The organism is Usitatibacter rugosus (assembly GCF_013003965.1).
In the GTDB taxonomy this organism is placed as follows: domain Bacteria; phylum Pseudomonadota; class Gammaproteobacteria; order Burkholderiales; family Usitatibacteraceae; genus Usitatibacter; species Usitatibacter rugosus.
Map to the genome: position 1 here is coordinate 3713815 of NZ_CP053069.1, position 13937 is coordinate 3727751.

Annotated in this window: 14 protein-coding genes; 8 read left to right on the top strand and 6 right to left on the bottom strand. The window is 66.9% G+C overall.

Features of this window, described 5'->3' with window-relative positions:
• The first annotated feature begins 19 nt into the window (after nt 1-19).
• Both DSM104443_RS17485 and DSM104443_RS17490 read left to right on the top strand, forming a co-directional pair.
• Nucleotides 20-1588, top strand: coding sequence for an ABC transporter substrate-binding protein (locus DSM104443_RS17485; protein ID WP_171094538.1), 1569 nt, complete (start codon nt 20-22; stop codon nt 1586-1588).
• A gap of 1 nt (nt 1589) precedes the next feature.
• Nucleotides 1590-2261, top strand: a complete 672-nt coding sequence (locus DSM104443_RS17490; RefSeq protein ID WP_171094539.1) for a uracil-DNA glycosylase — start codon at nt 1590-1592, stop codon at nt 2259-2261.
• 25 nt (nt 2262-2286) lie between these two features.
• Here DSM104443_RS17490 and DSM104443_RS17495 read toward each other — a convergent pair whose 3' ends face one another.
• The gene (locus DSM104443_RS17495; protein ID WP_171094541.1) at nt 2287-2754 is read right to left on the bottom strand and encodes a GFA family protein; all 468 of its coding nucleotides are present in this window, start codon (nt 2752-2754) and stop codon (nt 2287-2289) included.
• A gap of 97 nt (nt 2755-2851) precedes the next feature.
• Between DSM104443_RS17495 and DSM104443_RS17500 the strand changes: the two genes are divergently transcribed.
• Nucleotides 2852-3814, top strand: coding sequence for an AraC family transcriptional regulator (locus tag DSM104443_RS17500; protein WP_171094544.1), 963 nt, complete (start codon nt 2852-2854; stop codon nt 3812-3814).
• A 6-nt stretch (nt 3815-3820) separates the two neighbouring features.
• Here the strand turns inward: DSM104443_RS17500 and phhA are convergent, their stop codons facing one another.
• The 4 genes from phhA to hppD all read right to left on the bottom strand — a co-directional run bounded on the left by phhA (nt 3821) and on the right by hppD (nt 8096).
• The gene (phhA, locus tag DSM104443_RS17505; RefSeq protein ID WP_246232341.1) at nt 3821-4678 is read right to left on the bottom strand and encodes a phenylalanine 4-monooxygenase; all 858 of its coding nucleotides are present in this window, start codon (nt 4676-4678) and stop codon (nt 3821-3823) included.
• Nucleotides 4675-5670 carry a fumarylacetoacetate hydrolase family protein gene (locus DSM104443_RS17510; protein ID WP_171094545.1) on the bottom strand — a complete coding sequence of 332 codons (996 nt, stop codon included), beginning with the start codon at nt 5668-5670 and terminating at the stop codon, nt 4675-4677. The genes phhA and DSM104443_RS17510 overlap by 4 nt, the downstream gene beginning before the upstream one ends.
• The gene (gene hmgA, locus DSM104443_RS17515) at nt 5667-6941 is read right to left on the bottom strand and encodes a homogentisate 1,2-dioxygenase (RefSeq protein ID WP_171094548.1); all 1275 of its coding nucleotides are present in this window, start codon (nt 6939-6941) and stop codon (nt 5667-5669) included. The genes DSM104443_RS17510 and hmgA overlap by 4 nt, the downstream gene beginning before the upstream one ends.
• Nucleotides 6942-7016: 75 nt before the next feature.
• Nucleotides 7017-8096: a 4-hydroxyphenylpyruvate dioxygenase gene (gene hppD / locus DSM104443_RS17520; protein ID WP_171094550.1), complete on the bottom strand. Its 1080-nt coding sequence runs from the start codon at nt 8094-8096 to the stop codon at nt 7017-7019.
• 148 nt (nt 8097-8244) lie between these two features.
• Between hppD and DSM104443_RS17525 the strand changes: the two genes are divergently transcribed.
• Complete coding sequence (locus tag DSM104443_RS17525) at nt 8245-8727, top strand: Lrp/AsnC family transcriptional regulator (protein ID WP_171094552.1); 483 nt, start codon at nt 8245-8247, stop codon at nt 8725-8727.
• 93 nt (nt 8728-8820) lie between these two features.
• Entirely contained in the window at nt 8821-9573 is a 753-nt protein-coding gene (locus DSM104443_RS22080; RefSeq protein ID WP_171094554.1) for an energy transducer TonB, read from the top strand.
• Between the two features lie 54 nt (nt 9574-9627).
• Here the strand turns inward: DSM104443_RS22080 and DSM104443_RS17535 are convergent, their stop codons facing one another.
• Nucleotides 9628-10344, bottom strand: a complete 717-nt coding sequence (locus DSM104443_RS17535; protein WP_171094556.1) for an alanyl-tRNA editing protein — start codon at nt 10342-10344, stop codon at nt 9628-9630.
• 66 nt (nt 10345-10410) lie between these two features.
• On the opposite strand from DSM104443_RS17535, the gene DSM104443_RS17540 reads away from it, so the two are divergent.
• From DSM104443_RS17540 to DSM104443_RS17550, 3 genes are read left to right on the top strand one after another with little or no spacing between them, the layout of a single operon-like run.
• Nucleotides 10411-11991: an ABC transporter substrate-binding protein gene (locus DSM104443_RS17540; protein ID WP_171094558.1), complete on the top strand. Its 1581-nt coding sequence runs from the start codon at nt 10411-10413 to the stop codon at nt 11989-11991.
• Between the two features lie 47 nt (nt 11992-12038).
• Nucleotides 12039-13022, top strand: a complete 984-nt coding sequence (locus DSM104443_RS17545) for an ABC transporter permease (protein WP_171094560.1) — start codon at nt 12039-12041, stop codon at nt 13020-13022.
• A 1-nt stretch (nt 13023) separates the two neighbouring features.
• Nucleotides 13024-13935 (top strand): ABC transporter permease, encoded by a 912-nt coding sequence (locus tag DSM104443_RS17550; protein WP_171094562.1) that lies wholly within the window; start codon nt 13024-13026, stop codon nt 13933-13935.
• The last annotated feature ends 2 nt before the right edge of the window (nt 13936-13937 follow it).

A 13937-nucleotide genomic window follows, 5' to 3' on the forward strand; every position in this document is an offset into this window, starting at 1 on the left:
GTAAGGCAGAATGCGACGCATGCGCCCCGTCCTTTTCGCCCTGTGTCTCCTCGCCGCGACATCGTCCGGTGCCGCCACGTTCCGATGGTCCTCGCAGGGGGACTACCTCTCCGCCGATCCGCACGCGCAGAACGAGGGGCTCAACAACAACGTCAACGACTACATCTTCGAGAGGCTCACGACACGCGGCAAGGACCTCGTGCTGCAGCCCGCGCTCGCCGTCTCGTGGGAGGCGAAGTCGCCGACGCTGTGGCGCTTCAACCTCCGCAAGGGCGTCACGTTCCACGACGGCACGCCGTTCACGGCGGACGACGTGGTGTTCTCGATCGAGAGAGCCCAGCTCCCGAGCTCGAACTTCAAGGTCTACGCGGGGCCGATCGGCAAGCTGCGGCGCATCGACGACTACACGGTGGAGATCGAGACGCCGGGCCCGAGCCCGCTGATCCACGAGCTGCTGAACAGCATCCGCATCATGAGCAAGGCATGGTGCGTGAAGAACGGCGCGCTGAAGCCCCAGGACTTCAAGACCGGCGAGGAGACGTTCGCATCGCGCAACGCCAACGGCACGGGCCCGTTCATCCTCGTGAAGCGCGAGCCCGAGGTGGCGACGACGCTGCGCAAGAATCCCAACTGGTGGGGCATCGCCGACAAGCGCTTCGAGGGCAACGTGGACGAGATCGTCTACCGTCCCATCAAGTCGGATGCCACGCGGATGGCCGCGCTGGTCACGGGAGAGATCGATCTCGTGCAGGACCCGCCGCTGCAGGACATCGCGCGCCTGCGCCAGGACGCGAAGGTCAAGGTGATCGAGGGGCCGGAGAACCGCGTGATCTTCCTGGTGATGGACCAGGAGCGCGACACCCTCAAGTACTCGAACGTGAAGGGCAAGAACCCGCTCAAGGATCTGCGCGTCCGGCAAGCGCTCTACTCCGCGATCGACATCGAAGCCATCCAGCGCCAGGTGATGCGCGGATCCTCGCGGCCGACCGGCGCGATGGTGCCGACGATCTCGCGCAGCTTCCCGCCCCTGGAGCCGCGGCTGCTCCCTCACGATCCGGCGAAGGCGAAGAAGCTCCTTGCCGAAGCGGGCTATCCCGACGGCTTCGAAGTCGGACTCCTCTGCCCCAACAACCGCTACGTGAACGACGAGCGTATCTGCACGGCCATCACTTCCATGTGGGCGAAGGTCGGCGTGAAGGCGCGGCTGGAGACGCTGCCGCGCGCCCAGTTCTTCCAGCGCGTGGACCAGTTCGACCACTCCATCCACATGTACGGCTGGGGGGGCGCGGCCACCGATCCGGGCTTCACCGTGACGCCGATCCTCCACAGCCGCGACGGCCGGCGCGGGGACTTCAACTCCGGCCGCTATCGCGACGCGGAGCTGGACAGGATCGGCGAAGCCGCCGAGGTGGAGATGGACATCCCGAAGCGCTCGGCCCTCCTGCTGCAGGCCCTGCAACGCGCGCGCGAGAACATCTACACCATTCCCCTCCATCGCCAGGTGATTCCGTGGGCGATGCGCGCCAACGTGGAGGCCGTCCATCGCGCGGACAACGTCGTCACCGCCGAATGGGTGCGGATCCGCTAGCGTGGCCGAGCCGATCGCAACGCTGCTGGACCTGTTGGCCCAAGGTCCCGCCGATCCCCAGCGTGTCTTCAATCCCTGGCGCGACACGGATGAGCGCGACGCGACGCCGCATCGCCGGATGCCGCAGCGCCGTCTCGACAACCTCGCTGCCTACCTCGAGGCCCGCCGCACCAGCGCACGCTACGTGTTGATGGGCGAGGCGCCGAGCCACCGCGGCTGCCGCTTCTCCGGCATTCCGTTCTGCTCGGAGCACGAGCTGGTGCACAAGGCGGACCTGGTCGCGAGGAAACCGCTGCAGCTCACCAGCCGCGATGCAGCGACGAAGCCCTTCACCGAGCGCAGCGCCGCGGTGATCTGGGGCGAGCTCGAGCACTCGGGCTCTCCCTTCGACGTGGTGCTCTGGAACACGTACCCGTGGCATCCCTACGGCGACGACGTCACCTCGAACCGCAAGCCCCGTCCCGCGGAGGTGCGCGAGGGTCACGCAGCCTTCGAAGCTTTCCAGGCGTGCTTCACGCATCCGCTACGCGTGCTGGCGGTGGGAAAGGTCGCGGAGCTCGCGCTCGGCCAGTGGCCCGGAGGCCACTGCGCCGGCTACATCCGCCACCCGGCGCACGGCGGAGAGAGCCTCTTCCGCGCGGGCTTCCGCGAGCTCGTCACCGGATCGGCGTAAGGCCGCGCGACCCGGCCAGCCCGCGCTACTCGGCCAGCGCGACGCCCGAGCCGCCCATCTCCTTCGGCAGGTCCTTCATCTTCACGAGGCCGTCCTTCATCGGCAGGCGCGTCTCCTGGTAGTGGACGTGGATGCCGGCTTCGTACGGAAAATCGGGGATCGTCGCCGCGTAGACGTCGATGAGGCCCATGCCCGGGTGGTCGGTGAAGAGATGGCCGCCGCAGGACTTGCACCACTTGCGGTAGCTGTGCGGCGTCTTGTTGAACGTGCCGATGTTCGAAGCACCCTTCGTGACTTCGACGGCCTCGGGCTTCCAGAGCGTGAACGCGTTCACCGGGCCGGCGGACCAGCTGCGGCACGACTCGCAATGGCAGTAGCCCATGCCGGCGGGCTCGCCGCGAACGCGCAGCTCGACGGCGCCGCAGAAGCAGCGGCCTTCGTAGGTCTTTGCGGGCGCGGCGGATTTGGGAGCAAGCTTCTCGACGGTATCCATGGAACCTCTCTTGCAGGGCAGTTTGCGTGTTGCTAGTATCCGCAGCCCTCGCCAGATCCGCCTTGGCCGGGACACCACACTTCATGATCGAAACGCCATGGATGCGCTGTCCGATGTCCTGAAGTCCATCCACCTCGAGGGCGCCGTGTACCTGAACGGCGACTTCACCGCGCCGTGGTGCATCCGCGGCGAATGCAACGTGCCGTCGGTGCGCGACCGGCTGCGCGATGCCGAGCATGTGTTCTTCTTCCACCTCGTCACCGAGGGCGCATGCCGCGCCAAGCTCGACGACTCGCCCGAGACCGTGGAAGCGCATGCCGGAGACGTGATCCTCATCCCCGGGTCCGACAGGCACTTGCTCGGCAGCGACGTTCGCTTGACGCCCATCGACAGCGAGCGCCTCGCCGCCGAGAGCGCCGCCGGCGGCGACCACACGCGGATCCGCTACGACGGCGGCGGCACGGCCACGCGCTTCGTGTGCGGCTACCTCGCGTGCAGCCGCAGTGTCTGCCGTCCGTTGCTGGAAGCATTGCCGCGCCTGCTCTGCATCGACGTCGGCGACACGCCACTCTCGACGATGATCCGCGAGCTGCTGCAGGCGGGCGTGCGCGAGTCGTCGCTGGAGCGGGCCGGTGCCCAATCGATGCTGGCGAAGCTCTCGGAGCTGATGTTCGTCGAAGCGATCCGCCGCTATGTCGAGGCGCTGCCGCCCGGCGGGAAGGGTTGGCTCTCGGGGCTGCGCGACGCGCAGGTCGGCCGCGCGCTGGCGCTGCTGCACCATGACCCGCGCCGGGCGTGGACCGTGGACGACCTCGCGCGCGAAGTGGCGCTCTCGCGCTCGGCGCTCGCCGAACGATTCACCGCGATGGTGGGCGAGCCGCCGATGCAGTACCTCACGCGCTGGCGCCTCGCCCTCGCCGCGCAAGCGCTGCGTTCGAGCCGCGAGACGATCGCGCGCGTGGCGGAGCACAGCGGCTACGAGTCCGAGGCGTCCTTCAGCCGTGCGTTCAAGCGGGAGTTCGGCGAGCCGCCGGCGACCTGGCGGCGGGCCCGGGCCTGAAGGTGCCTATGCGGCGCGCTGCGGCGCCGCGCCGCGGTGATAGACGCGATCGCTGGGCAGCACGATCGACGGCGCGTGCGGCTCCTTGCCGCTCAATTCCGCGTAGTACGGCGTGAAGTCCGGCGCGGTCGCGTCGAAGAGCTCGCGGAAATCGCGGATCACGAAGTACGTCTCCTGGAACGTGTCGATCTTGTAGCGCGTGCGCATGATGCGAAGAAGATCGAAGCCGATGCGGTTCGGATCGGGACTGTCGATGCAATACGGCAGCTCGCCGCCCGAAGAGAGGATGCCGGCGCCGTATGTGCGCAGGCCCTTCGGCGTGTCGATCAGGCCGAACTCCACCGTGTACCAGTAGAGGCGCGAGAGCATCTCGATCGCACCGAGCTCGTGCGCCTTGATGCCGCCGCGCCCGTATGCCTGGAGATAGTCCGCGAACACCGGGTTGAAGAGCAGCGGCACGTGGCCGTAGAAGTCGTGGAAGATGTCCGGCTCGACGATGTAGTCGAACTCCTCGGGCGTCCTCAGCCACACGGTGACCGGAAAGCGGCGGTTGGCGAGGTGGTCGAAGAACGTGAGGTCGGGCACGAGCCCCGGCACAGCGACCAGTTGCCAGTTCGTCGCGCGGCCCAGCTTCGCGTTCACGGCTTCGAAGCTCGGGATGCCATCGCCGAAGTGGAGCGCCGCCAGCGTGTCCACGAACTCGTCGCATGCGTACTTCGGCGCGAGCGCCACCTGGCGCGCGTACAGGCGCTTCCAGAGATCGTGCTCGGCTTGCGAATACCCAGCCCAGTCCTGGACGACCGTGTAGTCGGGACGCATGCGGCTGTAGTCGCCGCGCAGGTTGTGGGCGGTTTCGCCGGTCACGGGTAGGGAACGACCTTCTGCTCGATGGCGCCGAAGATCGTGTCGCCCTGGTGGTCGAACATCTCGATCTTCACCGTGTCGCCGTACTTGAGGAACGGCGTCTTCGGCTCGCCCTGCTCCACTTGCTCCACCACGCGCGCTTCCATGATGCAGGCGTAGCCGGTGGCGGGATCCTTGTTGGAGATGGTGCCGGTGCCGATCATCGTGCCGGCCTTCAGCTCGCGCGTGCGCGCGGCGTGCGCGATGAGATCGAAGAGGCTGAACGTCGCGTCGTCGCCGGCGTTCGGGTTGCCGAACCATTTGCCGTTGATGTGCGTGACGAGGCGATAGCTCACCTTGCCCGCGTCCCACGCCTGGCCCAGTTCGTCGGGCGTGACGGCCACAGGGGCGAGCGCGTTGGCGCCCTTGCCGTTCACGAAGCCGAAACCCTTCGCGAGCTCCGCGGGAATGAGCTTTCGGAACGAGACGTCGTTCACGAGCGTGATCAGGCGCACGGCCGCCGAGGCTTCCGCGGGCGTGGCGCCCATCGCCACGTCGCCGGTGATCGCGACCACTTCTCCTTCGAGGTCGATGCCCCAGTCCTCGCTCTTCGCGCGGATCGGGTCGCGCGCGCCCATCATCGAGCCCGCGCCGCCCTGGTACATGAGCGGATCGGTGTAGTAGCTCTCGGGGACCTTGTCGTTGCGCGCACGGCGCACGCGCTCGACGTGCGTGAGGTACGCAGAGCCGTCGAGCCACTCGTAGGCGCGGGGCAGGGGCGCGTCGATGGCGCCCTGCGCGAGCGCAGCCTGGAAATCGAACGCATGGCGCTCGTTGCCGCACTCGAGGCTCTCGGCCGCGTCGAGCAGCTTGGCGTGGCTTTCCTCCCAATGCTCGAGCAGGTACTGCATGGTGGGCGCGATGCCGTCGGTGTTCACGGCGCGCGTGAGGCCGGAGTTCACCAGCAGCAGGGTGCCGTCGCGGGTGGGGCCCTTCAGGGAAGCGAGTTTCATTTCAACGGGGCTTTCGTGAATCCGCTCCAGGCGGCGTCGTAATCGGGGTCGAGCAGGCTCACCTGCATCGCCGCCGCGGTGGGCTCGAGGACGTAGCGGCTCTCGAACATGAAGGCGAGCGAGCCGCCCAGGTAGTGCGGTTCCAGCTTCGCGGTGACGGCCTTCTCGTAGGAAGCCTTGTCCGGCCCGTGCGCGCTCATGCAATTGTGCAGGCTGGCTCCGCCGGGCACGAAGCCGCCTTCCTTGGCGTCGTACGCGCCGTGGATGAGGCCCATGAACTCGCTCATCACGTTGCGGTGGAAGTACGGCGGGCGGAAGGTCTTCTCGGCCACCATCCAGCGCGGCGGGAAGATCACGAAGTCCACGTTGGCGACACCGCGCGTGTCCGACGGCGAGGTGAGCACGGTGAAGATCGACGGATCGGGATGGTCGAAGCTCACGGTGTTCATCGCGTTGAAGCGCGCGAGGTCGTACTTGTACGGATAGTAGTTGCCGTGCCACGCGACGACGTCGAGCGGCGAGTGCGGCAGCGACGCGCGCCACAGCCGTCCCGCGAACTTGGCGACCAGCTCGGTGGCGCCTGCATCTTCGTACGCCGCGGTGGGCGCGAGGAAATCACGCGGGTTGGCGAGGCCGTTCGATCCGATCGGTCCCAGCTCCGGCAGGCGCAGCGGCCCTCCATAGTTCTCGCACACGTAGCCGCGCGACGGGCCGGTCACCTCGACGCGGAAGCGCACGCCACGCGGAATCACGGCAATCTCACCCGGCGCGACTTCGAGGACGCCCAGCTCGGTTCGCAGGGTGAGCGCGCCTTGCTGCGGCACGATCAGCAGCTCGCCATCCGCGTCGTAGAACGCGCGGCCCGCCATCGACTTCGAGCAGGCATAACCGTGAACGCCGATGCCGTGCTGGCCGCGCGCGGAGCCGTTGGTCGCATACGTGCGCAGCCCATCGACGAAATCCACCGCCGCGCCCGGAATCGGGATCGGCATCCAGCGCAGGCGGTTCGGCGTCGGCTGCGCGTCGGGATCGGGCGCCGTGTGGACCAGCGTGCCCTCGAGTGCCTTGAACGGAGCGTGCATCGCGGACGGACGCAGGCGATAGAGCCACGAGCGCAGGTTCTCCGATCGCGGCGCCGTGAACGACGAGCCCGAGAGCTGCTCGGCATAAAGCCCGAGCGGCGCCTGCTGCGGCGAGTTCTGCCCGACCGGCAGAGCGCCCTCGATGGCCTCGCTCTCGTGGTGACTTCCGAATCCTGAAAGGTATTTCATCGGCGTTTATCTGCGTTTATCCGCGGAGGAAGCCTTTTGCCTTGGGCTGGGCCCCCGCCTCCGCGGGGGCGACGATCAAATGACACCGCGGGCGATCTGGTCGGCTTCGATGCTCTCGAACAGCGCCCGGAAATTGCCCTCCCCGAACCCCTGGTTGCCCTTCCTCTGGATGATCTCGAAGAAGATCGGGCCGATCACGGTCTCGGTGAAGATCTGCAGCAGCTTGTCCTCGTGGTGGTCCTTGTCCACGCCCTCGCCGTCGAGGAGGATCTTGTTCTTCTTCATGCGCGCCAGGTCCTCGCCGTGATCCTTCACCCGGTCGCTCACGCGCTCGTAGTAGGTGTCGGGCGTGTCGAGGAACTTCACCGACTGGCCGCGCAGCTTCTCCACCGTGGCGTAGATGTCTTCCGTCGAGAGCGCGATGTGCTGGATCCCCTCGCCGTGGTACGCGTCGAGGTACTCCTGGATCTGCGACTTCGTGTCCGACGGCTCGTTGATCGGGATGCGGATCTTGCCGCAGGGGCTGGTGAGCGCCCGCGACGTGAGGCCGGTCATCTTCCCCTTGATGTCGAAGTAACGGATCTCGCGGAAATTGAAGAGCTTCTCGTAGAACTGCGCCCAGACGTCCATGCGGCCGACGTAGACGTTGTGCGTGAGGTGGTCGACCTCGACCAGCCCCGCGCCCTCCGGATGCTGGTTCACGCCTTCGAGCGGGACGAAGTCCACGTCGTAGATCGAGAGGTTGCCGCCGTTGCCGGGGTAGCGGTCCACGAGGTAGATCAGCGAATCGCCGATGCCGCGGATCGCGGGAATGTTGAGCTCCATCGGGCCGACGGGGCCCTGATACGGCTTCGCTCCCAGCTCGATCGCCCGCTTGTACGCCTTCGCGGCATCCTTGACGCGCATCGCGAACGCGCACGCCGAGGGACCGTGCACGCGCGCGAACGACTGCGCGAACGAGTCGGGCTCGCGGTTCACGATGAAATTGACGCGGCCCTGCCGATACAGCCACACGTCCTTGGAGCGGTGCTTCGCGACGGCGGTGAAGCCCATCTGCTCGAAGAGCGCGCCGAGGAGCTTGGGATCGGGCGCGGTGTATTCGATGAACTCGAAGCCGTCGGTGCCCATGGGGTTGTCGTGCGCGGTCTGCTCCATCTCGGATTCCTTCGCTTCGTGTTGTCTTGAGACCGTACGGCCGGGCGACCATTCTACGCCGCGAGGAAAGGCACAAGATTGCAATTCTGGCGGCAGGAAGCCATGCTTACGCAACTAAATTGCGTTAAAGCCTTAAGTCACACAACAAATGGCACGACCAGCCCTGAACCGCAGCGATCGCCGCATCCTCGAGATCCTCCAGGGCGACGGCCGCCTCACCAACCTGGAGCTCGCCGAGCGCGTGAGCCTCTCACCCAGCGCGTGCCTGCGCCGAGTGCGCGCGCTCGAAGAAGCCGGTGTGATCCGCCGCTACGCCGCGATCGTCGATCCCGGAAAGGTGGGCCTGGGCCTGCGCGCCTTCGTGACGGTGAAGCTCGAGAAGCGCGGGCGCATGCCGACGGACGTCTTCACCAAGGCGGTGCAGGACTGGCCCGAAGTGGTGGGCTGCCACTCGACCACCGGCGACATGGACTACCTGCTGCGCGTGCACGTCGAGGACCTCGAGCATTTCTCGCGCTTCGTGATGGATTCCCTGCTCAAGCACCCGGGCGTCCTGGACGTGAAATCGAGCTTCGTCCTGGAGGAAGTGAAGGAGACCACGGCGCTCCCACTGGCGCATTTGGGCACCTAGGACATTACAACCGCAAGATTCCGTAAAAATACCGAAGCACTCCGTCAACCGTTTTTTTATACTTTCCCGTGTAGAAAAACGGAGAACGCGCCCATGAAGCGCCAAACCAGGGAGATGGCCGCTGCATTGGCGGTCTGTGGGCTGCTTGCTACCGCATGCGGCAACAGTGAAGCACCCTCGAACAAGGCCCGCGCCAACGCGCCCCTCAAGCCGGCCCAAGGCACGCTCGACGGCACCTCGTCGAACGCTTCCGCCGACGAAGCCACGAAGGAACGCCTGGCCCGCCAGGAAGCCGCGACCAAGCTCTTCGACAAGAGCAAGGCCGAGCCCGCCCCCGCGAGAGCGGAGGCCGCAAAGCCCGCTGCGCCCGCCCCGGCACCCGAATCCGTGAAGACCGCCGCCGCGGCGCCCGCCAAGGCGGAACCGGCAAAGTCCGCACCTGCACCCGCGCCGGAGCCCGTGCAGCGACCCGTCATTCCCGCGGAGGCGGGAACCCAGCCTACAAAAGGCCCGGAGCCCGTCGCTCCTCCGAAGGTGGAAGTGGCCGCGGCCAAGGCTCCGGCTGCACAACCCCCGCCCCCGCCGGCGCTCGCCGCCGCAAAGCTCGTGAGCCGCGTCGAGCCCGACTATCCGCGCGAGGCGGTCATCGCCGGGGCCGAGCGCGGCAGCGTGAAGGCGCGCATGACGCTCGACGGCAACGGCAACGTGACGCGCGTGGAAGTCGTGGAAGCGAACCCGCGCCGTCTCTTCGACCGCGCCGTGGTCCGTGCGCTCTCGCAGTGGCACTTCAACGAGGGCCCGTCCGGCCGCACCGTCGAGACCGAAGTCGAGTTCCGGCTCAAATAAATAATGAGGGTCAGACCACCATTTCGCGTCGGCGAAATGGTGGTCTGACCCTCATTATTTATCGAACTCGAGGACCACGCGCCGCGAGCGCGCGCTCTTCTTCTCGATCTTCACGATCCGCAGTGCACCGATTTCGCTCGTGTTGGCGACGTGGGTTCCGCCGCAGGGCTGCAGGTCCACCCCCGCGATCTCCAGCAGGCGCACGCGGCCCACGCCACGAGGCGGCTGCACCGACATCGTGCGCACCAGCTCCGGCTTCGTATCCAGCTCCGCATCCGTGATCCACGTGGTGCGAATGTCGTGGGCCTCGGCGACCAGGCGCGCCAGCTCGCGCTCGAGATGCTCCTTGTCGAGGGGCTCCACCATGTCGAAGTCGAGCCGAGCGTAGTCCGCGACGATCGAGCAGCCGTTGGTCTGGTGCGGGACGATCGCGCAGAGCAGGTGCGTGGCCGTGTGGAAGCGCATGTGGCGATGGCGGCGATCCCAGTCGATCGTGGCGGTGACCGCCGTGCCCGGCGCCAGCGCGGCCAGCAGGGCTTCCTGCCCCGGCGCGGGCACGTGGAGGATCTCCGCGCCCTCGCCCTTCACGGTATCGGCAATCGCAATCGTGTTTCCGCCGGGGAGCGCAAGCCGCCCGGCATCCCCCGCCTGGCCGCCGCCGCGCGGGTAGAAGACGGTCCGGTCCAGGCGGATCCCCCGATCGTCCACCGCGGCCACGGTGGCCTCGCAGTCTCGAAGGTAGGCGTCGTCCCGGTAGAGAGCTTCGGTCATGCCCTTATTCTCGCGTAATATTCCACCCCGCAAGCCTGCACAGCAGACATTCCAGGGGAAAACCACATGAAAACCGCAACCGTCCGCGCGGCCATCGCCGCCGCCGTCGCGCTGGCCTGCGCCTTCGGCGCCGAGGCGAAGACCTTCCGTTTCTCGAGCCAGGGCGACATCACGACGATCGACCCGCACGGCAACAACGAGGGCTTCACCAACGCGTTCCTCGACAACATCTACGACCCCCTGGTCACCCGCGGCAAGGACCTCAAGGTCGAGGGCGCGCTTGCCGTCTCCTGGCAGCAGGTCAACCCGACCACCATGCGCTTCAAGCTCCGCCCGAACGTGAAGTTCCACGACGGCACGCCGTTCAACGCCGACGACGTCGTGTTCACGTTCCAGCGCGCGCTCTCCGACACCTCCAACTTCAAGCCCTACCTCGCGGGCGTGAAGGAAGCGAAGAAGGTCGACGACCTCACGGTCGACGTCCTCACCGAAGGCCCGGCCCCGGCGCTGCTGGGCCAGCTCACCGAGATCCGCGTGATGAGCAAGGCGTGGTGCACCAAGCACAACGTGCTGAAGCCCCAGGACTACAAGAACAAGGAAGAGACGTTCGCCTCGCGCAACGGCAACGGCACCGGCCCCTTCATCCTGCGCACGCGTGAAGCCGACGTGAAGACGGTCGCGGTGCTCAACTCCAACTGGTGGGGCAAGCGCGAAGGCAACGTGACCGAGATCGTCTACCAGCCGATCAAGTCCGACGCCACGCGCCTGGCCGCGCTCATCTCCGGCGAGATCGACTTCGTGCTCGACCCGCCGCCGCAGGACGTGCCGCGCCTGCGCCAGGACGCCAAGATCAAGGTCCTCGAGGGCAACGAGAACCGCACCATCTTCTTCGGCATGGACCAGTTCCGCGACGAGCTGCAGTACTCGAGCGTGAAGGGCAAGAACCCGTTCAAGGACCAGCGCGTCCGCAAGGCCGTGCAGCTCGCCATCGACGTGCAGGCGATCAAGTCGCAGGTGATGCGCGGCCTGTCGGTCCCCACGGGCATCATGTTCGCCCCGCAGGTCGACGGCTATCCGAAGGACCTCGACGTTCCGGTCAAGCCCGACCGCGAAGCGGCGAAGAAGCTGCTCGCCGAGGCCGGCTACCCGCAGGGCTTCGAGGTCACCCTCGACTGCCCGAACAACCGCTACGTGGCCGACGAGAAGATCTGTGTTGCCGCCGCCGGGATGCTCGCGCAAGTGAACATCAAGGTGAAGGTGAACTCGATGCCGCGGGCGACGTATTTCCAGAAGATCCAGCTCCTCGACACCAGCTTCTACATGCTGGGCTGGGGCGTGCCGACCTTCGACTCGCAATACGCGCTGCAGAGCCTGATGCGCACGCGCATCGAGAAGACAGCCGATGGCGACTACAACCTCGGGCGCTATTCCAACGCCAAGGTCGACGCCGCGATCGACAAGCTGAAGACCGAGATCGACCCGAAGAAGCGCGCCGACCTCGCCCGCGAGATCACGATCCTGCATCGCGACGACGTGGGCCACATCCCGCTGCACCACCAGGTCATCCCCTGGGCGATGCGCTCCAACGTGTTCGCCGTGCATCGCGCCGACAACCGCGTGTCGGTGAAGTGGGTCAACATCCAATGACGTCGCACCGGGCGGCCGCGGCCGCCCTCTTCATGGCCCTGGGCTAGATGCTGGCGTTCGTCATCCGGCGCCTGATGCAGGGCGTCATCGTGATGCTGGTCGTGGGCTTCATCGCCTTCTCGCTCTTCAATTTCGTGGGCGACCCGGTGTCGCTCATGCTGCCGCCCGAGGCGACGCAGGCCGACCGCGAGCAGATGCGCGGCGTCCTCGGACTCGACAAGCCGTTCTACGTGCAGTTCGGCACGTTCCTCACCAATGCGGTGCAGGGCAACTTCGGGATCTCGCTGCGCCTGGGCCGGCCGGTCTCGACGCTGCTGGTCGAACGCCTGCCCGCCACGCTCGAGCTCGCGATCGCCGCCGCGCTGATCGGCCTGTTCGTGGGCATTCCCGTGGGCGTCTACACGGCGTTGAAGCGCAACAGCTGGATCTCGCAGGCGATGCTCACCACCTCGCTCATCGGCGTGTCGCTGCCCAACTTCCTGATCGGCATCTTCCTCATCCTCACCTTCGCGGTGTGGCTGGGGTGGCTGCCGTCGTTCGGGCGCGGCGATACGGTGAAGATCGGCGCATGGTCCACGGGCCTGCTCACCACGAGCGGCCTGAAAGCCCTCATCCTCCCGTCGATCACACTGGGCTTCTTCCCGGTGACGCTCATCATGCGGCTGGTGCGCTCGGAGATGATGGAGGTGCTGCGCACCGACTACATCAAGTTCGCGAAGGCCCGGGGCCTGACGACGCGCGCCATCAACTTCGGCCACGCGCTCAAGAACACGCTGGTCCCGGTGATCACCATCACCGGCCTGCAGCTGGGCGGCATCATCGCCTTCGCCATCATCACGGAGACCGTGTTCCAATGGCCGGGCATGGGGCTGCTCTTCATCCAGGCGGTGCAATTCGCCGACATCCCGGTGATGGCCGCCTACCTGTGCCTGATCGGCTTCATCTTCGTGGTGATCAACCTGGTCGTGGACATCCTCTACTACGTCGTCGACCCGCGCCTGCGCATCGACCGAAGCACGGCGGGGCACTGACATGGACGCCTTGCGCCGCTTCTTCGACGGGGACGTGTTCTTCAGCTTCAAGCACTCCCCCGCGGTCATGATCGCCTTCGCCCTCATGACGACGTGCATCCTCGCCGCGGTGCTGGCGCCCTGGGTCGCGCCGCACAACCCGTTCGACCTGAAGACGCTGAACCTGCTGGACGCCTTCACGCCGCCGTCGTGGACCGCGCGCGGCAACCCCACGTACCTGCTGGGCACGGACGACCAGGGCCGCGACGTCCTCTCGACGATCATCTTCGGCTCGCGCATGTCGCTGCTGGTGGGCCTGCTGGCCACGCTGCTCGCGATGGTGCTGGGCGTCTCCCTGGGGCTCCTCGCCGGATACGCAGGGGGCAAGGTCGACGCCTTCATCATGCGGGTGGCCGACATCCAGCTCTCGTTCCCGGCCATCCTGATCGCACTGCTGGTCGACGGCCTCGCCCGCGTGGCGCTGCCCCGCGAGATGCACGACCAGTTGGCCCTCTACGTGCTGGTGCTCGCCATCGCCGCCTCCGGCTGGGTGCGCTACGCCCGCACCGTGCGCGGCTCCACCCTCGTGGAGCGCAACAAGGAATATGTGCAGGCGGCCCGCGTGATCGGAAGGCATCCGCTCGCCATCATGTTCACCCATGTGTTGCCCAATGCCCTGGGACCCGTCCTGGTGCTGGTGACCCTCCACATCGGCGAGGCCATCATCACCGAGGCGACGCTGTCGTTCCTGGGCGTGGGAGTTCCGCCGACGCAACCGTCGCTGGGGACGCTGATCCGCATCGGGAACGACTTCCTGTTCTCGGGCGAGTGGTGGATCACGGTGTTCCCGGGCGCGGCCCTGGTCACGCTGGTGCTGTCGATCAACGTGCTGGGCGACTGGCTGCGCGACGCCCTCAACCCGAAGCTCCGTTGACG

Excerpts from the sequence above, each read along its gene's own strand:
- DSM104443_RS17485 (WP_171094538.1), top strand. The coding sequence starts at position 20 with ATGCGCCCCGTCCTTTTCGCCCTGTGTCTCCTCGCCGCGACATCGTCC.
- DSM104443_RS17495 (WP_171094541.1), bottom strand. The coding sequence starts at position 2,754 with ATGGATACCGTCGAGAAGCTTGCTCCCAAATCCGCCGCGCCCGCAAAG.
- DSM104443_RS17500 (WP_171094544.1), top strand. The coding sequence starts at position 2,852 with ATGGATGCGCTGTCCGATGTCCTGAAGTCCATCCACCTCGAGGGCGCC.
- DSM104443_RS17510 (WP_171094545.1), bottom strand. The coding sequence starts at position 5,670 with ATGAAACTCGCTTCCCTGAAGGGCCCCACCCGCGACGGCACCCTGCTG.
- hmgA (WP_171094548.1), bottom strand. The coding sequence starts at position 6,941 with ATGAAATACCTTTCAGGATTCGGAAGTCACCACGAGAGCGAGGCCATC.
- hppD (WP_171094550.1), bottom strand. The coding sequence starts at position 8,096 with ATGGAGCAGACCGCGCACGACAACCCCATGGGCACCGACGGCTTCGAG.
- DSM104443_RS17525 (WP_171094552.1), top strand. The coding sequence starts at position 8,245 with ATGGCACGACCAGCCCTGAACCGCAGCGATCGCCGCATCCTCGAGATC.
- DSM104443_RS22080 (WP_171094554.1), top strand. The coding sequence starts at position 8,821 with ATGAAGCGCCAAACCAGGGAGATGGCCGCTGCATTGGCGGTCTGTGGG.
- DSM104443_RS17535 (WP_171094556.1), bottom strand. The coding sequence starts at position 10,344 with ATGACCGAAGCTCTCTACCGGGACGACGCCTACCTTCGAGACTGCGAG.
- DSM104443_RS17540 (WP_171094558.1), top strand. The coding sequence starts at position 10,411 with ATGAAAACCGCAACCGTCCGCGCGGCCATCGCCGCCGCCGTCGCGCTG.
- DSM104443_RS17545 (WP_171094560.1), top strand. The coding sequence starts at position 12,039 with ATGCTGGCGTTCGTCATCCGGCGCCTGATGCAGGGCGTCATCGTGATG.
- DSM104443_RS17550 (WP_171094562.1), top strand. The coding sequence starts at position 13,024 with ATGGACGCCTTGCGCCGCTTCTTCGACGGGGACGTGTTCTTCAGCTTC.